Below are 21,922 nucleotides of genomic sequence, written 5' to 3' on the forward strand. Positions count from 1 at the left end.
GTTTGCGTGGTGGCCTCCTCCCAGAGGCCACCACGGACGAAAGGGGATCAGGACAGGTGGGTGCGCACCGTTTCGATGAAGCGCAGCACGGCCACCGACCCTGGGTCGCGTTCGCCGACGCTGCGCTGGCCCACCCAGGCCGCGCGCCCGCGTGCGGACGCCAGATGTGCGGTGTCGGTCACGGCGCGCTGTGCGGTGTCGGCAGCCAGCGCGGCAGCCTGGGCGGGGGTGAGCGTGTCCGACGCACCGGCCAGGGCCTGGTGCACCGGGAGCAGTACGTCCACCAGCGTCTTGTCGCCGGGTTGTGCGCCGCCGCGCTCCTGGATGCGTCGGGTCACCGCATCGGTGATGCGCGCCGCGCCGGCCACGTTGACGTCGCCGTCGGTGGTCTCGGCGCCCGCGGCCATCAGACCCGATCCCACCAGGGCGGCGAACGTCGAGGGGTTGGCCGAGGCGAAGGCGGTACCGCTCACGGTGAGGATGTCGGCCGCGTGGGCGTCCTCGGGGAGCTCCAGCAGGATGGAGCGCACCGCCCCGGCGCCGGCGGACACCGTGATGCCCAGGTCGCCGTCGCCCAGGGCGGCGTCCAGGGCACGCAACTCCTCGGCGTGGGCGGGCAGGTGGGTGAGGATTTCCAGCAGGGCGGCGCGCAGCCGGCTGGGAGTACCGGTGCGGCGCACCGGCGGGGCGGTCGCCGGCGTCGGCGAAGCGGCCAGTGGAGCGTCGGTGGGCTCGGGTGCGGACGATGCGGTCGGGGCGACCTGGCCCTGGGAGAAGAACGGGGAGGCGGCCGGGGCGTCGAGCAGGTCGGCGAGTTCCTCGTCCAGGCGCACGATCGACAGTGACGCGCCGGCCATCTCCAGGCTGGTGGCGAACTCGCCGATGTAGTGGCGGTGGATGAGGACGCCGCGCCGGCCCAGGACCTGGTGGACGCGGCGGTAGATGAGGTAGAGCTCCTCCAACGGGGTGGCGCCCAGGCCGTTGACCAGGACTGCGACCCGGTCGCCGGGAGCGGGGTCGAGTTCGGTGAGGATCTCGGCGAGGAAGCGGTCGGTGATCTCGTCGGCGCTTTCCAGGGGGCCGCGGTGGCTTCCGGGTTCGCCGTGGATGCCGATGCCCACCTCCATCTCGCCGTCGTCGAGGTTGAAGGTCGCCTCGCCCGCCGCGGGCAGGATGGTGGGGGACAGGCCCACGCCCATGGTGCGGGTCGCGTTGACGGTGCGTTGGGCGACCGCGCGCACCTGTTCCAGGTCGCAGCCGTTCTGCGCTGCGGCGCCGGCGGTCTTGTAGGCGAAGAACAGTCCGGCCACGCCGCGCCGGCTGGACTCCTTGCCCGCGGGCGCGGAGAGGATGTCGTCGGTGCCCAGGACGGTGGCGGTGGCGATGCCCTCAGGGGCGACCATGTCGGCGGCCAGGTCGAAGTTGTAGATGTCGCCGCCGTAGTTGCCGTACAGGTAGAGCACGCCCGCACCGCCGTGGGAGGCGCGGGTGGCGGCCGCGACCTGCTGGGCCGAAGGCGAGGAGAACACGTTGCCCACGGCCACCCCGGTGGCCAGGCCGTGGCCCACGTATCCCAGGAACAGCGGCAGGTGCCCCGATCCGCCGCCGGTGACGATGGCGACCTTGCCGGGCAGGGGGGCGTCCGCGCGCACCAGGGCGCGGCGGTCGGTCGAGGCGGGGGCCAGCCGGTCGGGGTGGGCCAGCAGCAGCGCCTCGGTCAACTCGTCAACGAAGTCGTCGGGCCGGTTGATGATCTTCTTCCATGCCACGGGGTTCAGCTCGCTTCCTGCTCGCGTGATGGTCGCGCGGGTCAAAAGGGGGGCCGCCGCGCGCGTGCGCCCTCCGCAGATGCGCGGCGGCCCGGTCTGGGAAAGGTCAGCCCAGTTCGTGGGCGGTGTCCTTGAGGATCTGCAGGTCGTGTGCGCTGACGGGTTCGCAGCTGACGCGCACCGGGCCCGCGGGCAGGCCCTGCACCTCCAGTCCGGCCTTGAGGTGGGCGATGCTGCCGCCCTTGACGGCGGCCACCGCGCGCTCCACCTGGGGCTGGGCCGCGCGCGCGGCTTCTGCGTCGCCGTCGCGCAGGGCGTCGCGCAGGGCGATGAAGGGCTTGGGGAAGACCGAGGAGACTCCCGAGACCACGCCGGTGCCGCCGGAGTGGATGAGTTCGGCGAAGGCGATGTCGTTGCCGGAGATGATGGTGAAGTCGGCGGGGGCGGCGGCCAGGAACGCCGAGACCGAGGCGTCGCTCTCCCCGCTGATCTTCACGCCCGCCACACCCACGTCGGCGAGTTTTTGCAGCTGCTCAGGGGTGACCGGCGTGGTGGAGCGCAGCTGGAAGAGGTAGGCGAACACCTGGGCGCCGCCCGCGGCGGCCACGATGCGCTCGTAGTAGCGCGCGACCGCGTCGATGGGCGCGGGCAGGAAGAACGGGGTGATGGCGGCCAGGCGCTGGGCGCCGGCACCGGTGATGGTGCGGGTCAACTGCTCGGCCTGGCGCGGGGTGGCCGCGCCCACGTGGGCGTAGGTGCGTTCGGGGCCGAAGACTTCCAGGGCGATGGTGAGGACGTCCAAACGTTCCTCGTCCTCCAACGCGGTGAACTCTCCGGTGGTCCCGGCGGCGAAGACGGCGTCGGCACCGCGGGCGTTGATGGACTCCAGCAGGGTCTGCACGCCTTCGCGGTCGAGGCGCTCGTCGTGGGTGAAGGGGGTCGGGGCCGCGGTGATGACCTGCGCTTGGGTGGGCATGGCTCTCTTTCGGGTGGGACGGATGACGGTTCTAGGGGGTGAGGGTGTCGCGGTCGGCCGTGTCGGGCTGTGCGGCGCGGGTGCGGGCACGGCGGCGCTTCCAGGACTCGCGCAGCGGGGGCACGACCAGGGCCAGCACGCTGATGGTGAGGATGGTCATGGCCAGTGGGCTGGTCAGGATGTTGGAGACTCCACCGATCTCCAGGGAGCGGCGTAGGTTGCCCTCGGCGAGTTTGCCCAGGATCAGACCCAGCACGACGGGGCCGGCGGGGATGCCGAAGCGCCGCAGGAACAGGCCCACGAGGCCGAAGGCGAGCATGATGCCCACGTCGAAGATGTTGTTGCTGATGGCATAGGTGCCCACCATGCAGAACACCAGGATGACGGCCCACAGGAAGTGGCGCGGCAGGTCCAGCAGCTTCACCACGCCGCGCATGCGCAACAGGCTGATGCCAAGGGTCAGCACGGTGGCGATGAGCATGATGCCGGCGATGCTGTAGACCAGGTCCGGTTGGTTGGCGAACAGCGAGGGGCCGGGCTGGATGCCCCACACCACCATGGAGCCGATCATGACGGCCATGACGGAGTCACCGGGAATACCCAGGGCCAGGGTGGTGGTGACCGAACCGCCCAGGGTGGCGTTGGAGGAGGTGTCGGCGGCGGTGATGCCTTCCAGGGAGCCCTTGCCGAACTCCTCGGGCGTCTTGGAGGCGCGTCGGGCCTGGTCCCATCCCAGGATTCCGGCGATGTCGCCTCCGGTGGCCGGGACCACGCCGACCACACCGCCCACACCGCTGCCCACGGCCAGTGGCTTGAGCATGGTGCGCCAGTCCTTGCGGGTGGGCAGCCATTTGCCGAACTGGGTGATGGGGGTGACGCCGGAGCGCCGGTGGGTGAGGATCTGGTCCAGGACCTCGGCGATACCGAAGAGGCCGATGATGGCGGCGATGAAGGGGATGCCCTCGGAGAGTTCGGGGACGCCGAAGGTGAAGCGGGCGACACCGGTGATGGGGTCGCGGCCCACCGCGCCGAGCAGCAGCCCCAGGACACCGGCCATGAGGCCCTTGGTGATCTTGCCGCCGGACACGCCGATCATCATGGTCAGGCCGAACACCACGAGGGCGAACATCTCGGCGGGGCCGAAGTTCAGTGCCAGCTGCGACAGCGGGATGGCCGCCACCATCAGCAGGGCGATGCCCACCAGGGTTCCCCACGCCGAGGCGAAGGCCGAGGCGGTCAGGGCCAGGCCGGCGCGGCCCTGTTTGGCCATGGCGTAGCCGTCGAAGGTGGTGGCGATGGAGGCCGGGGTGCCCGGGGTGTTGATGAGGATCGCCGGGACGCGGTCGCCGAAGTTGGCGGCCACGTAGATGGTCAGCAGCACCGCGAGCCCGGGAATGGGGTCCAGGGAGAGGGTGAATCCGCTGGCCAGGGCCACGGCCATGGTCGCGGTCACGCCGGGGAAGGCTCCCACGAGCATGCCCAGGACCGCTCCGGCGGCGATGCACAGTGCGACGGTGGGGTCCAGCAGTGCGCCGAACCCTTCGATGAGCGGGCTCATAGCGGAACTCTCAAAAGGACGCCGAACAGGAGGTACAGGACCGCGGTGGTGATCACGGGGAAGATCAGGAGCGCCTTCCAGCCGCGGCCGCCACCGATGTAGGTCAGGCCCGCGAACAGCACGGCGGTGGACACCCGGAAGTCCACGAAGTACCAGAGCACTCCGTAGCCCAGGATGGCCGCCAGGATCGCCACCAGCCGAACGGCTCCGGCGCGGGTGGCCTCTTCGGGGGCTTCGAGGGCGCGCGGACGTGCCCAGGACAGGCCGGCGTGCAGCAGGCTCAAGCCCATCAGGAGCAGTGCCAGGCCCTCGGGCCACCAGCGCGGGCTGAACTGGGTGAGCCGGTTCCCCTCGGGAATCTGCATGCTCAGAACGAGGGCGGCGGCGCCCACGGCGAGCCCGGCCAGGGCCGGGACGAGTTCACGGAGCCGAGAGGGGGTCCGCGCCGCCTCCGGCGCGGACCCTTCCCCGGTGCCGGGGATCGGTGCGGTGGACATCGTGATCAGGACCCGTCGGAGAGCAGCTGCTCGAAGCGGTCGGTCTCGGACTCCACGAACTCGGCGTACTCGGCTGCGGGCACGTTCACGGGGATGTTGCCCGAGTCGGTGATGATGGTGGTGAACTCCTCGGAGCCCGCGGCGGCGGCGAACGCCTCTTCCAGCGACGCCTTGACTTCTTCGGGCAGGCCCTGGGGGGCACCGATCCCGCCCCAGCCACCGATGACGACGTCCACGCCCTGCTCGGCGGCGGTCTGCACGTCGGGCAGCGATTCCGAGGGCTGGTCGTCGAAGATGGCCAGGACGCGCAGGCGTCCGTCGGCCTGGGCCGGGGAGGTCTCGGAGATTCCGGCGATCACGGCGTCAACCTGACCGCCGATGGCGGCGGTGACGGCCGGGGCGCCGCCGTCGAAGGGCACGGGCTGGAACTCGGTCCCGGTGCTCTCGCCGAGGTCGTCGGTGGCGGCCTCCCAGATGGAGCCGGCCCCGGAGTTGGACACGGTGATGGACCCGGGGTTCTCCTCAGCGGCCTTGACCAGGTCGTCGAGCGTTTCGTAGGGGCTGTCGGTGGGGACGGCGACGGTGGCCGGCACCGACACCATCTGTCCGATCAGGTCGTAGGAGGCGGGGTCAACCTCGTAGCCCTGGAAGCCCAGCATGACGGTTTCCACGGGCAGGTAGCCGATCGTGTAGCCGTCGGCGGGGCGTCCCGCCAGGTGCTGTAGGCCCACCGAGCCGGCGCCGCCGGTGCGGTTCTCCACGATGATCGACTGGCCCAGGGTGTCCTCCATCTGGGAGGCGAGTGTGCGTGCGGCCAGGTCGGAGGCTCCGCCGGCCTGGTAGGGCACGACCAGCGTGATGTCCTTGCTGGGGTAGTCGGCGGCGTCCTCGGAGGTTCCGCCACGGTTGGCGCAGCCGCCGACGGCGACCACGGCCGCCAGGGCGAGGAGTCCTCCGGTGATGCGGATGGTGGTGGGCATGGTGATCCTTTCGGTGGTGGGGTGAGGTGTGTGGTTGTCGCGGCGGGTGCCGTGCGCGGTGCGGCGACGTCGTGGTCGCCTCGTGCGCGGGCCGGGCCTGATGGGCCGTACGGGCCGGTTGTGTACGGCACTGACGCCGTGATGTGCCCCGGACACCGGGGAAGTGATGGTGCGGTGGGCCGGTGGGTTCGGCCCGGGGCCGCTATTGCTCCAGGTAGCGCTGGCGCAGTCGGCGCCGTGCGTTGTCCAGGTGGGAGTGGAGTTCTCCGAAGACCTGTTCGGGGTCGGCGGCGCCGATGAGGCCGGCGAGGAGTTCGTGTGCGGCCACCGAGGGCTGTAGGTCCTCGTAGCGTTCGTTGGAGGCCAGCAACAGCATTTCTATGGTCGGGCGGTACTGCGCCCACACGCCTTCCAGTCGCCTATGCTCGGCGGTGCTGTAGAAGACGGAGTGAAATTCCAGGTCAGCGGCGGTGAAAGCCTCGGGGTCATGGTTTTTGGCGGCGGTGCGCATGACCTCCAGGGTTTCCTGCAGGCGGGCGGTGAGCCCGGGGCGGTTCTTGTCCAGGGCGATTTCCAGGGCCAGGCGTTCCATGGACTCGCGCAGGGAGAACAGTTCGTCGATGTCTTGCACGCTCAGCCCCACGACCGTGGCACTGCGCCGGTTGGTGTCGATGAGTCCTTCGGCGGTGAGCGTTTTGATGGCGTCGCGTACGGGGCCGCGACTCAGGTTGAACTGCTCGGCCAGGTGGCCCTCGACCAGAGAGGTCCCCCGTGTGTAGCGCCCGGTGATGATCATGCGCCGCAGCTCGTGGGCGACCTGGTCTCCCAGGGCCCGCTGCTTGATGGGCAGGATCTCCGACATGGCGACCTTTCGGTTAACTGTTAACGGTTAACCAGATTGAACCACAGTGTGACCTGTGTCAATACCGCGGGTGTCCCAGGTCGCGCCACGCCTGGCGGGACGCCTTGCCCGTATGGGTGTTCCGGCCAGAAAAAAACCTTTTGAACTGCAATGACTCCATAGAGTGAGCGCCGTGGCGTGGGGGTGGGGAAAGGAGCACTGGTCGCCCTGTCGTGCCTGTTCGCAGTGGTGGGCGCCACGCCGCAGGGCGGCAGGGAGTCCCGCAGTGGGTCTTCGATCATCGATCGTGATAGCTCCGGCCGGGGATTCACACCAGCCAACACCGCCGCGGTGCACCACCGAGCGTCTGGCCGGCGTACACGGCGCCCGCTGGTACCTTGCAGATGCCGCGAAGCGCCCGGGCGCGGGCCCGCGCATCCATCGAGCCACCTGGAAAGACGAGCGAAGCAATGGCCGAGCAACACGTGTCCGAACCCGAAGCCGATACCCGGGTCCGGGTCCAGGGCCAACCCGTCAACTCCTACCCCGAGTGGGCGCCCGAGGCCGCGCGCGGCAAGGTCCTGCGCGTCACCGCGGTGGGCGAGGAGGTCCTGCACCGCCGAAACGCCGAGGTCACCGAGTTCGGCACCCCCCAACTGCACACCCTCGTCAACGACATGTTCCGCACCATGTACGTGGCCGAGGGCGTGGGACTGGCCGGCAACCAGGTGGACGTCAACCTGCGGCTCTTCGTCTACGACTGCCCCGACGACGACGGGGTGCGTCACGTCGGCCACGTCATCAACCCCCAGATCCAGACGCACGGAACCGAGGAGGACGGTCTGGTCGTGGAGTCCGAGGGGTGCCTGTCGGTTCCCGGCCCCCACGCCGACCTGGCCCGCGCACCCCGCGCCGTGGTCACCGGCTTCGACCGTGACGGCGCGCCCGTGACCCTTGAGGGAACCGGTTACTTCGCGCGATGCCTCCAACACGAGACCGACCACACCCTGGGGCGCCTCTACATCGACCGGCTCTCCACCCGTGAACGCAAGAAGGTCCTCAAGACCATGAACGACATGCGCGACCACGTCATGGAGCGGCGTGCCGAGAACGCCGAGGCCCTGACGTTCACCGAGTGACCGGCGGGCGTGCCGCGCGCGTGCGGCACGCCCATCCGCGTAGGGTCGCTGCCATGGTCAACGTCCTCAGCAGCCGCATCCTGCTGCGCCCCAGCGACCTCCAGCGCAGCAGGGACTTCTACCGTGACGTCCTGGGCCTCGCCGTCTACCGGGAGTTCGGGCCCGCTGAGCACCGGGGAACGGTGTTCTTCCTGGGCGGGGGGTTCCTGGAGCTGTCGGGAAGCGGACAGCAGCTCCCCCAGGACTGGCCCACCCGGCTGTGGCTACAGGTCCCCGACATCGCCCGGGCCCGTGCGGAACTCGCCGAGCGCGGCGCGCCCATCACCGGCGAACCCAAACGTGAGCCCTGGGGCCTCGTCGAGATGTGGACCTCCGACCCCGACGGACTTCCCATCTGCGTGGTGGAGGTCCCCGACGACCACCCCATGCGTTACCGGCCCTGACCCGCGCCGCCTAGGATCGTTCGGTGATGAGCGCACACGACCCCGTCGCCGACCTGATCGTCGCCGTTCCCGTCTTCGCGCCCGCGGGCGACACCGCGCGCGGGCGCGTCAGCGCCACCACCACGCCGCCGGGCGCCACCCGCCCCGATCGGGTCGTGGTGGACTTCGGGTGGCACTCGGACAGCGCCGAACTGGACCTGGAGATCACCACGCGTGCCTGGCCGGGACCGCACCCGATCCCGTCGCAGCGGCTGCGCGCCTTCTGCGCCGAACGCGCCTTCATGCAACGGCTGACCCATCAGGTCCCGGCCCGGCCCGACCCCGCACCGGACGTCCAGTGGTCCGCCCTGGATCTTGACGTGGACGGCCGGACCACCGCTTTCACCGTGTCGTGCAGCGCCGATGCGTGGGTGGCTGCCGCGGCGCTGCACGACGGGTGGCTGCTGCGGCTGTTCGCGCCCGCGGCCCCGCACGCATTGGCGCTGCGCCGCATCACCGACCCGGCCGACCTGCACCCCCTGCTCGGGCGCTCCTGAGGACCGCCGTCGTCAGCCGATGGGGTCGGCCATGTTCAGCGCCTCGATGCCGGCCGTGGCCGCCATGACGTGTTCCACGACGTCGCTGAGCTCTCCGGCCCGTTCGTAGGCCAGCCGCTGACGGTGCGCGCCACCGCCCAGCGTGCCCAGGAGTTCGGCGGTGGAGCGGGCGAAGTCGAGGTCGCCGGTGCGCTCCAACTCGGGACGCACCCGTTCGATCAGCGATCCCAACACCGCGATGGCGGGGGCCAGACGTCCGGTAGCCGGGTCGAGGCACTGTCCGTTCAGGCCGTCGCGTGCGGCACGCCACATGTGGGCGCGCAGGATCTCCCCGGCCAGGCGCGGCGCGGGCACACCGGAGCGGACCTCTGTGAGGAACGCCGCGACCAGTCCGCGCACCAGGACCGCCAACAGGGTGGCCTCCTCCACGGTGGCGGCGACGTCGCTGACGCGGACTTCCAGGGTGGGCTGGTCGTCGGAGGGACGGGCGCCCCAGTACACCATCCCGCGGTCCAGGGCGGCACCGGAGGCCAACAGTTCCTCGATCAGCCCTTCGTAGTGCTTCTCGTCGGTGAAGAAGGGCGGCGGTGCGGACGAGGGCAGGCGCGACCAGCGGATGTAGCGCCAGCTGGCGTAACCGGTGTCGGCCCCCTCGAAGAACGGCGAGTTGGCGGTGAGGGCCAGCAGGACCGGCAGCCAGGGGCGGAGGTGGTTGGAGACCTGCAGGGCGGTGGCGGCGTCGGGGACGCTGACGTGCACGTGGCATCCGCAGGTGTTGGCTGCGTCCAGCATCGGGCCCAGCTCCCGACGCATACGGGCGTAGCGGTCGCCGGGGGTCAGCAGCGCAGGGGTGTTCTCCACCAGCAGTGGTGCCCCCACCGCAGCCAGACTCAGGCCCCGTTGGGCGGCGGCCTGGGCCAGGCGGGCGCGGGAGCCCCGGAGTTCGGCCATGAGGGAGGGGGCGTCGTCGAAGACGGTGCTGGCCGACTCCACCTGGTTGCGGTTGAGTTCGTGCTGGAGCTCGGCCGAGCCTTCGGCGGCCCGGGGCAGCACCTCGGTGCTCGCCCCGGCCAGATGGCCGGTGGAGTCCAGGAGGAGGAACTCTTCTTCCACTCCCATCGTCGGGTGGGACGTGGCGGGCCGGTCGGTCATCGTGCCTCGTTTCTACTGCGATGCGCGCGTGCCGAGGCGGGCGCGGGGAGGTGGGTGAGCCACCATGGGTGGGGACGGCGGCGTCATGGATGCGGCTACCCCGGGTCGGGGGCCGGAAACAAGGAGTAGGACTGTACCCGTTGGCGTCCCTCGCCCGTATCGTGTTCCGCTGTGAACCGTCCCCAGTTGGGGGTGCAGATTCCCTGCACCCTGCCTGCCGCACGCACCACCGACCTGGCCCGTGCGGTCGAGAGTGCGGGGTTCGACGAGGTGTGGTTGGTCGAGGACTGCTTCTTCACCGGGGGAATCGCCACTTCGGCAATGGCGCTGGCGGCCACCGAACGGGTGCGGGTGGGAATCGGGATCCTGCCGGCCGTTGCGCGCAATGCCGCGTTCACCGCGATGGAGCTCGCGGCACTGGCGCAGGCCCACCCCGGCCGCCTCACCGCGGGACTGGGCCACGGGGTGGGTGCGTGGATGCGCCAGATCGGGGCTGCGCCGGCCTCCCCGCTGACGGCATTGGGTGAGCACCTGGACGCTGTTCGCCGTCTGTTGGCAGGTGAGGAGGTCACCGTCCAGGGACGTTACGTACGTCTGGACGCCGTACGTCTGGATCTGGTGCCCGAACAGCCCCCTCTGGTGCTGGCCGGTGTGCGCGGCCCCAAGTCGTTGGAGGTGTCGGGGCGCTACGCCGACGGAACGCTCCTGGCCGAACCGGTCAGTCGGGCCTATCTCACGGCGGCTCGCGCCTCGATCCAGCGGGGGCAGGGGGTTGATACACGCCCCCACCCCGTCACCGTCTACACCTTCTTTCACACCGATGACGATCCTGTCCGGGCCCGCGACGCGCTGCGCCCGAAGCTGGCCGCTGCTGTCGCCAATCCCGCGTGGGCGGCCCACCTCGAACCGCTGGGCCTGGGCGAGCGTCTCACCGAGGTCGCAGCACTGCCCGAGGAACAGCGCGGCGCGGCGATCCCCGACTCCTGGATCGACGAACTGGCCGTGGTCGGCACGATCGAGGACTGCGCCCGACAGATCGCCGGACTGCACGCGGCCGGCGCCCACAGCGTCGTCCTGACGCCCATCGGCGACCCCGTGGAGCAGCTTCGGCGCGCTGCCCCCTTGAACCGCATCCTGGCGGGTTGACCGGGGGAGAGGCGCAACCGTTCCTCTCGCCGCCGCAGAGAGAGGGGCGGGCCGTCACAGGCGCTTGCGGGCGTGAAGAACGGCGTCGCGGCCGGTGCCCGCACGTGGCCCGGGCCTCGGCGACGACGAGGTCCCCCCGTCGGTGCCCGGGGCGGATACGACTTCCTCGGTCGTGAAGTGCACGTGCGGGGCCGGGGCGTGCCGACCGGCACCGCGTCGATTACGCGGACCCGATGGTCATTTCCGCAGGTTTTTCGCCGATCCGGCGGGTCGATCGTCGTGTACGCCGTCTGTTCCCTCGGCGGGCAGGACGCGCTCTACCACGGCGGTGACCAGCTCGTGGATCTGTTCCTCGGTGAAGACGTCGGGCAGGGTGAGGCGTTCCACGATCAGCCAGTTCATGGCCAGGTAGAGCAGTACCACGGTGGTCGCGTCCCCGGGAAGGCCGGAGTCCAGGTGGTAGGTGATGTTGGCGTCCACGTCGGCGCGGATCGTGCGGGTCAGGACCGCGCGCAGTTCCGGGCGTCGGGTCGCCTCCAGGCGCAGCTCCAGTAGGGCCAGGTAGCCCGAACGAAACGCCGTGACCCGGTCCACCAGGTCGCGCATCAGGTGCGCCACCTGCTCGCGGTCGCGCGGGCCCGCGAGTCTCGTGGCCACGAGGGCGGCGTCGGGCTCCAGGCGCTGGTAGATGCGCCCGCCTACCTGGGTGAACAGGACATCGCGGTCGGCGAAGTAGTTGGAGGCGGTGCCCGTGGGCACCTGGGCCTCTGCGTCCACGGCGCGAAAGGTCAACCCGCGGGCGCCCTCGCGCGCCAGGACCTCGATCGCCGCGTCCACGAGCGCTGCGCGGCGCTGGGGGTTGCGAACCATTGGGCCTCCTCGATGAAATCACTTGCAACAACTACAAATAAAGTACTACAAATGTACTTGTTGCGGGGATGCTCCCCGTCGCACACGAAGGCGAGGATCGCATGCGTACGCTGACCTACTACGTCGCCGTCACTCTCGACGGCTACATCGCCGCACCGGACGGCAGTTACGACTTCTTCCCGTGGTCGCAGGACCTGACCGACCACATCAGTACGCGGCTGCCCGAGACCGTTCCCACCCACATCCGTGCGCAACTGGGCATGGGAGAGGTCCCCAATCAGCGGTTCGACACCGTTGTCATGGGGCGCGGAACCTACCAGCCGGCTCTCGACGCCGGCATTACCAGCCCTTACGCCCATATGCGCCAGTACGTCGCCTCCACCACGCTCAAGGCGATCGACGACCCGGCCGTGGAGTTGGTGCAACGCGATCCGCTGGCCCTGGTGCGCACCCTCAAGAAAGAGGAGGGGGAACTGGGGATCTGGCTGGCCGGCGGAGGAGTACTGGCAGGCGTCCTCGCCCCGGAGGTGGACGAGCTGGTCATCAAGCGCTACCCGATCGTCATCGGGGCGGGCCTGCCCGCCTTCGACGGGGAGTTCGCGGTGTTGCCCTTCCGGCTGGAGGACACCCTGACCTTCGCCAACGGCACGACTCTGTCCGTCTACACCCGCGCGTGAGCACGACCCCGGGCACAGCCTCTTGAGCGGTTGCTCAAAAGTATTCGTGGAGATTGACGTGGCCGGGGGCCGGGATACTGGCCATGGCGATATGGGCACGACGGGACATGGGGACTCCTCGACGGGTGACTGCGTCCTCGACGAAAGGGCACGACGGGCCCGGTCGGCCCGACGAGGAACGATCCTCGAAAGTCAGGCGCCCGGGACGGCTGCTCCGTCACTCGTAGATCTGAAATCCCATGCGCGTCACCCTAGCGGTGCGCCGCCTCAAGGGCACGTGATTATTCGGCCGGCGGCCGACCGGTACGCCCCATCCCAAATCCGGCGGAGCAGCCCGATGCTCTAGAGGCGCTGGATCCAGTCCGCGTAGTGCGTGGGAGCCAGAATCGCTTCCCTCCCCGCGGTCAGTACGTCTCCGGCGATCGCGGCGAACATCCCGGCCCGGTCGTCGGTGACCACGGTGCGCCCGTCGGGGTGCGCGGCCAGCGTGATCCTGCCCAGTTCGTCGAGGGGGAAGAGGTCGGGGCCGGCGATGTCGCGTGTGCCCTGCCACGGGATGCCGGTGGCGGTGGTGGCGATCGCGTCGGCCACGTCGGCCGCGGCGATCGGCTGCAGGCGGGTCGTGGGCAGCCGAACGGTGCCGTCGTCGGTGGTCCAGGACAGGATCGTGTTGACGAACTCGAAGAACTGCGTGGCGCGCACGATCGAGTAGGGGGTGGGTCCGGCCGCGAGGATGTCCTCTTGGGCGGTTTTGGCCCGGTAGTAGTCGAGTTGCGGCAGCCGGTTGACACCGACGATCGACAGGAGCACGTGGTGGCTCACCCCAGCCGTTCGACATGCGGCCGTCAGGGTGTTCGTCGAGGCGGTGAAGAATTCCACGGACGCAGCGTCGAACGTGGGGGAGTTCGTCAGGTTGATCACGACGTCGGCGCCCGACAGCGCTGGTTCCAGTCCCTGCCCGGTGAGTACGTTGACCCCCGTTGACCTCGACGCCGCCACGGCATCATGCCCGTCCGCGGCCAGTTTCCCCACCACTTGGGCACCGATCAGACCGGTGCCGCCGATGACCGTGAACCTCATGGCGTCCCCCTGTTCCTGTCGCGCATCGTTGTGCGGTTTCCCGTTGTCGTATCGAAAACACTGCCGCCGCGGGTGTCCGCGTCCCTGGTGGGCGCCGGGGCCTGCGCCCACCAGCCAACGGCGTCGCCTCCCTAGCCGCGGGAGCCCAAGAGATAGGCGTCCACGGTGATCGGCAGGTCGCGGACCCGTACTCCCGTCGCATGGTGGAAGGCGTTGGCCACGGCCGCCGCCGTGCCCGTGATCCCGATCTCCCCGATTCCCTTGGCGCCCGTGGGGTTGGCGCGGTAGTCGGGGGTGTCGATCCACTCGGCGCGAATCTCCCCGATATCGGCGTTGACCGAGATGTGATAGTCGGCGAAGTCCTGGGTCACGACGTGGCCGAACCGCGGATCCACCACGCTGTGCTCGTGCAACGCCATGGACACCCCCATGGTCATCCCCCCGATGAACTGGGAGCGCGCCGTCAACGGGTTGATGATGCGTCCCGCGGAGAAGACCCCCAGCAGGCGCGGCACTCGAACCTCCCCGGTGTCGGCGTGCACGTGTACCTCAGCGAACTGCGCCCCGAAGGAGTGTGCGGAGTAGTTCTCGTCGGCGCCGTCACTGCCACGGGCCGTTGTCCGTGCCCCCGGGGCGGGAGTGTCGCCGTGCTCCTCGCGAAACGCCCGGGCGGCCGCGGTGATCGCGGTGCCCCACGACACCGTGCCGCTGGAGCCGCCGGCCAAAGAGGCGGCGGGCAGAGTGCTGTCACCGATGTGCACGCGTACCGCGTTGACGCCGACCCCGAGTGCCTCGGCCGCCAACTGCCCCAGCACCGTCCAGGCCCCGGTCCCGATGTCGGAGGCGCCGATGCGCAGCTCGTAGCGGCCCTTCTCGAAGCGGATCTCGGCCGAGGAACCCGGCATGAGCAGTGCGGGGTAGGTGGATGCGGCCATTCCGGTTCCCACGAGCCAGCCGTCGTGCCGTCGGACACCGGGAGCGGGGTCGCGATCGGCCCAGCCGAAGAGGCGGGAACCCTCGCGCATGCACTCGGCGAGCGTGCGACTGGAGAAGGGCTTGTGCGTCCCGGGATCGACCTCGGGTTCGTTGCGCAGGCGCAGCTCGACCGGATCGATGTCCAGGGCACAGGCCAGTTCGTCCATGGCGACCTCGGGCGCGAACATACCGGGAGCCTCCCCGGGGGCGCGCATCCACGTCGGGGCGTTGGTGTCCAGGGCGGCCAGGCGGTGGGTGATACGCCGGTTGGGTGCGGCGTACATCATCCGGCTCGGGTCGCCCGCACGCTCCACGAACTGCGTGAACCGTGCGCTCTGCGCGGTCACGTCGTCGCCCACCGCGCTGAGACGGCCCTGGGCATCGGCCGCCAGACGCACCCGTTGCAGGGTGGGCGAGCGGTACCCCACCAGGGTGAACATCTGGCGGCGGGTCACCGCGAGCTTGACCGGGCGCCCCGGAACGGCCATGGCCGCCAGACAGGCCAGGACCACCGGTGCGTGCAGCGGTCCCTTGGCCCCGAAACCTCCGCCCACGTAGGGGGCGATGACACGGACCCGGTCGCGCTCCAATCCGAACAGCGACGCGATGGTGGTGTGGACCATGCGTACCGCCTGGGTCAACTCGTGCAGGATCAGCGAGGTGCCGTCCCACAGCGCGATCGTGGCGTGCGGTTCCATCGGGTTGTTGTGCTGCATGGGAGTGGAGTAGACGTGGTCGATCACCGTGTCGGCCTCGGCCATGGCCGCTTCCAGGTCGCCCTGGTGGGTGTCGGTGTCGTCGGGAGCAAAGAGGTCGGTGCGCGCGGCGGACAGGTGCACGTCGTGCTGGTAGACGTCGTAGTCGACACCGACCAGGGCAGCTGCCTCCCGCGCGGCCTCGGGCGTCTTTGCGACCACCGCTGCCACCGGCTGCCCCCGGTAGGCTACGCCGTCCGACTGCAGTACGGCCAGCTCGGTCTCGTCTCCGGGGTCGATCCGGGTCGCGTTGGTGTGGGAGAGCACCGCCAGCACCCCCTGCACGGCCAGGGCCGCACCGTCGTGCACGGCGCGCACCCGGCCGCGGGTAATGGTGGACTGCACCAGATGCAGATAGGCGGGTTCCTTCATGGGGTACTCGAAGGCATAGCGCGCGGTCCCGCGCACCTTGTCGGGGCCGTCAACACGGCGCATGGCGCTTCCCGCGTCTCCGGTTGCGATGGCCTGGGTCATCGGGAATCCTCCTCGCACAGGTCGCGCAGGACGGCGGTGATCGCCCCGCGCAGCAGGGGCAGTTTGACCGCATTGCCCTCCAACGGGCGGGCCCGGGCCAGCTCCGCCTCGGCCGCCGCAGCGAACGCCTCATCGTCGGCAACGGCACCGCGCAGCGCGGACTCGGCGCGTTCGGCACGCCAGGGCTTGTGCGCCACACCCCCCAACGCCAGACGCGCCTCGGTGATGCGCCCATCGGCCACCTCAACCGCCGCGGCCACCGAGACCAGTGCGAACGCGTAGGACGCGCGGTCGCGGACCTTGCGGTAGCGCGAGCGTCGTGCGATCGGCGCCGCGGGCAGCTCCACGGCGGTGATCAGGTCGCCGTGCTCCAGGATCGTGTCGTCCTGGGGGCGGTCACCGGGCAACCGGTGCAGGTCGGCCAGTGCCACGCGTCGCGGGCCTGTCGCGCCCTGTACCTCCACGACCGCGTCGAGCATGAGCATGGCCACCGCCATGTCGGAGGGGTGGGTGGCACTGCAGTGCTCGGAGGCTCCGAAGATCGCGTGGTGGCGGGTGTATCCGCCCAACGCGGAGCAGCCGGAGCCGGGCTCGCGCTTGTTGCAGGGGGTGGTGGTGTCCTGGAAATACACGCACCTGGTCCGTTGCAGGAGGTTGCCGCCGGTGGTGGCCGCGTTGCGCAGCTGCCCCGAGGCCCCGGCCAGCAGCGCCTCGGAGAGCACCGGGTAGCGCCGGCGGATCAGGGGATGGGCGGCCAGGTCGCTGTTGCGCACGCCCGCGCCTATCCGCACGCCGCCGTCGCCGAGTTCCTCCACCTCGTCCAGGTGCAGTCGGGTGACGTCCACGAGCAGTTCGGGCGCGGTGATTCCCAGTTTCAAGTGGTCCACGAGGTTGGTTCCCCCGCCCAGGAACACCGCCCCCGGTTCGGCGGCGACGGTGGCCACGGCCTGGGCGACGTCGTGGGCGCGCTGGTAGTCGAAGGGTTTCATGCGCGCCCACCCACTTCGCGGATCGCGCTCACGATGTGGGAGTAGGCCCCGCAACGACACAGGTTGCCGCTCATACGCTCACGGATCTCGTCGTCGTCCAGCCGTGGCTCGCTTCCCTGCGGGGTGGCCGCGCTGGGGTGGCCGGCATCGAGCTCGGTCAGCATGCCTGCCGCCGAGCAGATCTGCCCCGGAGTGCAGTATCCGCACTGGAAGGCGTCGTTGTCGATGAATGCCCGGTGAAGCGGGTGCGGCTCGTTGTCCCCTCCCAGGCCCTCGGCGGTGACGATCTCGGTGTCGTCGGTGGTCACCGCCAGGGTGAGGCAGCTCAGTGTCCTGCGCCCGTCCAGTAGCACGGTGCAGGACCCGCACTGGCCGTGGTCGCACCCTTTCTTCGTCGAGGTCACCCCGAGGCCCTCGCGCAGTGCGTCCAACAGTGTTGTGCGGGTGTCAACCCGGAGTGAGTACCGCTCCCCGTTGATCCGCAGCTTGATCTCGGTTTCCATCAGCGCCTCCCTGACCGCAAGCGTGGTGACTACCGTGCTGTCCGTCGAGCCGGAGGTTAAACGGAGCGCTTGGTGACTTATGGCGACGCAGTGACGCCGTAGAGGTAGGGGCGGAGCCCGTGGACGACACTCCGAGGCGCTGTCGGAGACCGGATCGGGCGTCCGCGGGGAGTTAACGTGGCGGCAGGCAGGTGGCCGCTGTGGTGTCGGCCGGGCGTGCGGTCCGCTCCGCGTCACCGCGTCCCAACCGGATTCCCTAGACAAGGACGACCATTTCGTGCGTGCCATCAGCTTCTCCGAGTACGGTGCCCCCTCGGTCCTGAGCGTTGTGGAGCTCGTCGAACCCCAACCCGGTCCCGCCCAGATCCGTGTCGCGGTGCGTGCGGCCGGGGTCAACCCCCTCGACTGGAAGCAGCGCTCCGGCATCATGCCGTTGGACCTGCCCAGTGTCCCCGGGGCCGAGGTCGCCGGGATCGTGGACGCGGTGGGTGCCGACGTCACCGATGTCGTGGTGGGCGACGAGGTCGTGGGGTGGTCGATCAGTGGCGGGTACGCCGAGTACGCGACGCTGCGCACCTATGTGGCCAAACCGTCGGCGCTGTCGTGGAGCCAGGCGGTCAGCCTGCCCGTGGCGGGAGAGGCCGCCCGGCGGGGGCTGGCCGCCCTCGCACTGAGTCCGGGGGAGACGTTGCTGGTCAATGGCGCTTCGGGTGGTGTCGGGAGTATCGCCGTCCAACTCGCGGTACAGGCCGGCGTCACCGTCATCGGGACCGCAGGGCCTGGCAACCAGGATTACGTCGCCTCCCTCGGTGCGCGGGCCACGACCTACGGAGCGGGCTTGGTGCAGCGGGTACGCGCGCTGGCGCCCAAGGGGGTCAACGCGGTTCTGGACGCGGCCGGGCACGGCGTACTGCCCGACGCCATCGACCTGACCGGGGGGACCGAGCGGGTGGTGACCCTGGCCGATCCGGTGGCGTTCGACCTGGGTGTGGCCTTCTCGGCGGGAACCGCCGGGGACCAGAACGCGCGGGTCCTGGCCGAGCTCGTCAACGCCGCGGTCACCGGACGCGTCTCGCTGTCCGAGGCGGTGGTCTTCCCTCTCACCGAGGCGGCCGAGGCCCAGCGCGTCAGCGAAGCCGGCACGACCCGCGGCAAGATCGTGCTCACGCCCTGAACGAAACCTGACTGCGGCAACGGTGTCGAAGTCGCGCACCGTCCCCGCGCGAAAACGGCAGCCCGCTTGTCGTACGGGTGGAAAACCGAGAATCGGGAAGTTCGGCGCCCCCACGTGCGTGGGAGGGCAGGCACTTGGCGCCTGAGGGGACAGGGGGGCGAACCCCTCTTCGACTGGATCAACCGCGACCCCGACCGCTCTGCTGCTCCTGCGCCGGGATCGAATTCACCAGTGCAATCACTCGCTGTTATGAGAATTCGCCCAAGAGGCCTTTCTGTCTATCGCGGTAAAATTTCCCGCCCCAAAAGTTTTGAGCTGGAATATCCTATGTTTTTCGTTTTCGCACCCCCTTGGCGAGACTCCGGTGGCCAGCTGGAGCCGAAGTCCTTTTTCGCTCAGAGTCACAATTGGGGAGTGGGGTGCGACAGAGGCCGACGACGGGGCGGGGCGTACGCGGACAGCAAAGGGCCGCGGCGCGCACGATGTGCGCCGCGGCCCAGGAGTTCCGGATCACTGCTGCGGGGGCGGCCAGTGTCCCTGCGGAGGTCCGAGGTGGGGCGGATACGGGGGACGGGGAGCGCCGTTGGGGGACGGCGGTCCGGCGACGGGCGGAGGCATCCCCGGGTGGGGACCGGTGCCCTCAGGCGGTGGCCCCTGCGGGCCGGGGTAAGGGGCGGACCCGGGCCGGGCCGGTCCGTACTGCGGCGGATAGGGCTGAGGGGGCGGCCCCCACCCGGCCGGTCCTTGGGGGCCGTGCGGGAGCGGCGGCCCATAGGGGTTGTGTACCGGGGGCGGACCGTAGGGGTGATGCTGGACCGGCTGCCTGCGCGACTTGAACACCGCGGAGACGTTGTGCCCGATCACGACGATCGGGATGATGATCAGATAGAGCCCGATGTAGTACGTTCCGCCCATTACCAGGACGTACCCGGACCAGCCCGCCAGTCCGAGCCCGCCGGCGATGCTCGCGACCCGCCATCCGACGGTGTTGCCGGGCAGGACGCCCGTACCCGCCATCAGCAGGCCCGCGAGTAAGTAGAAATAGAGGATTGCGTCCACGAAGACCTTAATGACCTTGGGCGCCGCAGGTCGGAGTGAGCGGGGGCACGGCGCGGGAGATTCGGACAATATAGCGCTAAAGCCGCCTCGTGGCGTCGTCGTTCTTCCCTGCCCGAGAGGTGGGGGAGACGCGTCGTCCGGATGCCTTCCCGGCTCGACCCAGAGGCATCCGCGCGTTGGCCGACGCCCCGCGCACCACGGCCTCCTTGACCAGCGCCGCGGCCCGTCCGGTCAGCACCGTCGAGCGCGGGGTGTCGTCGGCGCGCACCGACTGGATGAGGCCGTCGCGGCGGCCCAGGCTCACGCACTGGACGTGGTAGCGAAACGCCAGCGGTGTGGGGGGCCGACCCGCGGCCCGGTCGGCGATCGCCCGACCCGCCGTTATGCCCATGGGCAGCCCGGTGGCACACGACATGCGCAGCGTCGCGCCCCCCGGGCCCCGAACGCGTGCCGCGTCGCCCACCGCGTAGACCTCGGGATGCGACACCGAACACTGCGTGGCATCCACCAGCACCCGGCCGTTCTCGTCCACGTCCATTCCCGCCTCGCGGGCCAGTCCCGGCGTCGCGAACCCGACACCGCACAGCACGGCGTCGGCCGCCAGTGTCGTGCCGTCGCCCAGCACCAGGCCCCCCGCCTCCACTCGCAGTACCGTCCGGTGCTCGACGACGCGCACCCCGAGCCGGGTGAGGCACCGGTGGACGTGCGCACGTCCGCGAACAGACAGCCCCGGCCCGAGGCGCGCACCGGTGATCAGGACCACGCGCAACCCCCGGTGCGACTCGGCCAGTTCCGCCGCCGCCTCGATCCCGGTGAGACCGCCCCCGACCACGGCGAGGACGCCGCCGGCAGCCGCGAGCCGTGGCAGGACCCGCAGACCCAGTTCCGTCGCGGTCGCGACGTCGTCGAGGGAGTGGGCGTGTTCGGCCGCGCCTGGCACGCTCGTGGGGGCGGCGGTGCTGCCCAGGGCGTAGACCAAGGTGTCGTAGCCGATCGCGTGGGCCGTTCCGTCGGCGGTACGCACCTGTACGCACCGCTGGTCGAGTTCCATCCCGGTGACCCGCGCGACCACCGGCTCCACAGCCGTTCCCGCCAGGACCCGCTCCAGTGGCCACTCGGGCAGCGGCTGCCCTGCGGCGAGCTGGTGCAGCCGCACCCGCTCCACGAACCGGTCGCGCTGGTCCACCAGCGTGACCCGGATGTCGTTGTCCCACGCGCCGCGGGCGGCACGGGTTGCTGCTGCCAGTCCCGCGTATCCCGCGCCGAGCACCACTACCTGATGGGTCATGTCGCCGTCTCCTCGTCTTGGTGGAGAGGGCACCGCTTCCGTCGCGGTGCGCTCCCCCCATGAACCGGCGAGGCTCCTGATCCGTGACGACCCTTTTCGTGGTGCGCGTCACACAGGATGCCAGTCCGTCCCCGGCTGGCGCGTCAGGAAGGCGAGCTTGTCGGGGTTGGCCACGATGCGCAGGGTCGCCACCCGCCCGTCGGCCACCTCCGGGGCCAGCACCGAGACGGGGACACCGCCTAGGAGCACCACCAGTGCAGGGACCCCGTTGATCTCGGCTATGACGACCGTGTGCTCGGCGGTGGCCATGCCCGCGAGGCGGCCGAGGAAGTGGGCGACCCTGGTCCGGCCGGTGATCGGGCGGCGGGCCGCGGTGACCTTGCCCCCGCCGTCGGAGTAGCTGACCACGTCATCGGCGAGAACGGCGTGCAGACGGTCGATGTCGCCGCCCTGTGCTGCGTCCAGGAACACCTCGACCACCTCCCGCCAGCGCTGCACCGACGGCTCGAAGCGTGGTTGCCCCTCCGTAAGGCGCACCCGGGCACGCCGGTGGGCCTGCCGTGAGGCGGCCTCGGTGATGCCGACGACCTCCGCCGCCTCACGGTGTCCGTAGCCGAAGGCGTCGCGCAGGACGAACACCGCCCGTTCGACGGGAGTCAACCGTTCCATCAGACTCAACAGGGCCAGTGAGACGGTCTCGCGCTGCTCGACGGTCTCAAGCGGCCCCAACGGAGCCGGGGCCGCTGTCCCGGTGGCCACCGGTTCGGGCAGCCAGGGGCCGACGTAACGCTCCCGCTGGACACGGGCCGAGGACAGCCGGTTCAGGCACAGATTCACCGCGACCCTGGTCAACCAGGCTCCGGGAACAGCGATGTCGGACCGGTGCGCGCCGGCCCAGCGCAGGTAGGCGTCCTGGACGACGTCCTGCGCCTCGGCCGCCGACCCCAGCATCCGATAGGCCACGGAGAACACCCGTGACCGGTGCTCCTCGAACTCCTCCGCGCCGTCGGGCAGTGGTTGCGGGTCCGTTCCCATGCCCCG

21 protein-coding genes are annotated in these 21,922 nt (G+C 70.3%); 6 read left to right on the plus strand and 15 right to left on the minus strand.

Annotated elements, in window-relative coordinates; genetic code table 11:
• Positions 1–47 precede the first annotated feature (47 nt).
• The 6 genes from AC0VYP_RS11795 to AC0VYP_RS11820 all read right to left on the minus strand — a co-directional run bounded on the left by AC0VYP_RS11795 (position 48) and on the right by AC0VYP_RS11820 (position 6,642).
• Entirely contained in the window at positions 48–1,769 is a 1,722-nt protein-coding gene (locus tag AC0VYP_RS11795) for a dihydroxyacetone kinase family protein (protein WP_475474031.1), read from the minus strand.
• Between the two features lie 106 nt (positions 1,770–1,875).
• Complete coding sequence (locus AC0VYP_RS11800; RefSeq protein ID WP_475474033.1) at positions 1,876–2,745, minus strand: dihydrodipicolinate synthase family protein; 870 nt, start codon at positions 2,743–2,745, stop codon at positions 1,876–1,878.
• A gap of 31 nt (positions 2,746–2,776) precedes the next feature.
• Positions 2,777–4,303, minus strand: coding sequence for a tripartite tricarboxylate transporter permease (locus AC0VYP_RS11805; RefSeq protein WP_475474035.1), 1,527 nt, complete (start codon positions 4,301–4,303; stop codon positions 2,777–2,779).
• On the minus strand, positions 4,300–4,800 hold the full coding sequence (locus tag AC0VYP_RS11810) for a tripartite tricarboxylate transporter TctB family protein (RefSeq protein WP_285759682.1): 501 nt from the start codon (positions 4,798–4,800) through the stop codon (positions 4,300–4,302). Before AC0VYP_RS11810 ends, AC0VYP_RS11805 begins: the two co-directional genes overlap by 4 nt.
• Before the next feature lie 5 nt (positions 4,801–4,805).
• A complete protein-coding gene (locus tag AC0VYP_RS11815; protein WP_475474036.1) occupies positions 4,806–5,780 on the minus strand; it encodes a tripartite tricarboxylate transporter substrate binding protein in 975 nt (324 codons plus the stop codon).
• A gap of 202 nt (positions 5,781–5,982) precedes the next feature.
• The gene (locus AC0VYP_RS11820; RefSeq protein ID WP_285759686.1) at positions 5,983–6,642 is read right to left on the minus strand and encodes a GntR family transcriptional regulator; all 660 of its coding nucleotides are present in this window, start codon (positions 6,640–6,642) and stop codon (positions 5,983–5,985) included.
• 449 nt (positions 6,643–7,091) lie between these two features.
• Here AC0VYP_RS11820 and def point away from each other — a divergent pair, with 449 nt between their 5' ends.
• The 3 genes from def to AC0VYP_RS11835 are packed head-to-tail and all read left to right on the plus strand — an operon-like array spanning position 7,092 to position 8,739.
• Positions 7,092–7,760: a peptide deformylase gene (gene def / locus AC0VYP_RS11825; protein WP_475474037.1), complete on the plus strand. Its 669-nt coding sequence runs from the start codon at positions 7,092–7,094 to the stop codon at positions 7,758–7,760.
• A gap of 53 nt (positions 7,761–7,813) precedes the next feature.
• Positions 7,814–8,203 carry a VOC family protein gene (locus tag AC0VYP_RS11830; RefSeq protein WP_285759690.1) on the plus strand — a complete coding sequence of 130 codons (390 nt, stop codon included), beginning with the start codon at positions 7,814–7,816 and terminating at the stop codon, positions 8,201–8,203.
• Positions 8,204–8,229: 26 nt separating this feature from the next.
• Positions 8,230–8,739: a hypothetical protein gene (locus AC0VYP_RS11835; protein ID WP_285759692.1), complete on the plus strand. Its 510-nt coding sequence runs from the start codon at positions 8,230–8,232 to the stop codon at positions 8,737–8,739.
• Positions 8,740–8,751: 12 nt separating this feature from the next.
• Here the strand turns inward: AC0VYP_RS11835 and AC0VYP_RS11840 are convergent, their stop codons facing one another.
• Positions 8,752–9,891, minus strand: coding sequence for a carboxylate-amine ligase (locus tag AC0VYP_RS11840; RefSeq protein WP_285759693.1), 1,140 nt, complete (start codon positions 9,889–9,891; stop codon positions 8,752–8,754).
• Between the two features lie 171 nt (positions 9,892–10,062).
• Here AC0VYP_RS11840 and AC0VYP_RS11845 point away from each other — a divergent pair, with 171 nt between their 5' ends.
• Positions 10,063–11,037: an LLM class flavin-dependent oxidoreductase gene (locus AC0VYP_RS11845; RefSeq protein WP_475474040.1), complete on the plus strand. Its 975-nt coding sequence runs from the start codon at positions 10,063–10,065 to the stop codon at positions 11,035–11,037.
• A 237-nt stretch (positions 11,038–11,274) separates the two neighbouring features.
• Here the strand turns inward: AC0VYP_RS11845 and AC0VYP_RS11850 are convergent, their stop codons facing one another.
• The gene (locus AC0VYP_RS11850) at positions 11,275–11,907 is read right to left on the minus strand and encodes a TetR/AcrR family transcriptional regulator (RefSeq protein ID WP_285759697.1); all 633 of its coding nucleotides are present in this window, start codon (positions 11,905–11,907) and stop codon (positions 11,275–11,277) included.
• Positions 11,908–12,008: 101 nt separating this feature from the next.
• Here AC0VYP_RS11850 and AC0VYP_RS11855 point away from each other — a divergent pair, with 101 nt between their 5' ends.
• Positions 12,009–12,584, plus strand: a complete 576-nt coding sequence (locus tag AC0VYP_RS11855) for a dihydrofolate reductase family protein (protein WP_285759698.1) — start codon at positions 12,009–12,011, stop codon at positions 12,582–12,584.
• Between the two features lie 342 nt (positions 12,585–12,926).
• Here the strand turns inward: AC0VYP_RS11855 and AC0VYP_RS11860 are convergent, their stop codons facing one another.
• The 4 genes from AC0VYP_RS11860 to AC0VYP_RS11875 form a co-directional block, all read right to left on the minus strand.
• Complete coding sequence (locus AC0VYP_RS11860; protein WP_475474042.1) at positions 12,927–13,664, minus strand: SDR family oxidoreductase; 738 nt, start codon at positions 13,662–13,664, stop codon at positions 12,927–12,929.
• 131 nt (positions 13,665–13,795) lie between these two features.
• Positions 13,796–15,868, minus strand: coding sequence for a xanthine dehydrogenase family protein molybdopterin-binding subunit (locus AC0VYP_RS11865; protein ID WP_475474044.1), 2,073 nt, complete (start codon positions 15,866–15,868; stop codon positions 13,796–13,798).
• Complete coding sequence (locus AC0VYP_RS11870) at positions 15,865–16,857, minus strand: FAD binding domain-containing protein (RefSeq protein ID WP_475474046.1); 993 nt, start codon at positions 16,855–16,857, stop codon at positions 15,865–15,867. The genes AC0VYP_RS11865 and AC0VYP_RS11870 overlap by 4 nt, the downstream gene beginning before the upstream one ends.
• On the minus strand, positions 16,854–17,360 hold the full coding sequence (locus AC0VYP_RS11875; protein ID WP_285759711.1) for a (2Fe-2S)-binding protein: 507 nt from the start codon (positions 17,358–17,360) through the stop codon (positions 16,854–16,856). The genes AC0VYP_RS11870 and AC0VYP_RS11875 overlap by 4 nt, the downstream gene beginning before the upstream one ends.
• A gap of 277 nt (positions 17,361–17,637) precedes the next feature.
• On the opposite strand from AC0VYP_RS11875, the gene AC0VYP_RS11880 reads away from it, so the two are divergent.
• Complete coding sequence (locus AC0VYP_RS11880; protein WP_475474048.1) at positions 17,638–18,534, plus strand: NADP-dependent oxidoreductase; 897 nt, start codon at positions 17,638–17,640, stop codon at positions 18,532–18,534.
• Positions 18,535–19,044: 510 nt separating this feature from the next.
• Here AC0VYP_RS11880 and AC0VYP_RS11885 read toward each other — a convergent pair.
• The 3 genes from AC0VYP_RS11885 to AC0VYP_RS11895 all read right to left on the minus strand — a co-directional run bounded on the left by AC0VYP_RS11885 (position 19,045) and on the right by AC0VYP_RS11895 (position 21,916).
• Complete coding sequence (locus tag AC0VYP_RS11885) at positions 19,045–19,551, minus strand: hypothetical protein (RefSeq protein WP_475474050.1); 507 nt, start codon at positions 19,549–19,551, stop codon at positions 19,045–19,047.
• Between the two features lie 118 nt (positions 19,552–19,669).
• Positions 19,670–20,881: an NAD(P)/FAD-dependent oxidoreductase gene (locus AC0VYP_RS11890; RefSeq protein WP_475474052.1), complete on the minus strand. Its 1,212-nt coding sequence runs from the start codon at positions 20,879–20,881 to the stop codon at positions 19,670–19,672.
• 108 nt (positions 20,882–20,989) lie between these two features.
• Positions 20,990–21,916 carry an RNA polymerase sigma-70 factor gene (locus tag AC0VYP_RS11895; protein ID WP_475474054.1) on the minus strand — a complete coding sequence of 309 codons (927 nt, stop codon included), beginning with the start codon at positions 21,914–21,916 and terminating at the stop codon, positions 20,990–20,992.
• Between the last annotated feature and the right edge of the window lie 6 nt (positions 21,917–21,922).

The sequence above is a fragment of the Nocardiopsis sp. iso_186 genome (genome assembly GCF_056173365.1).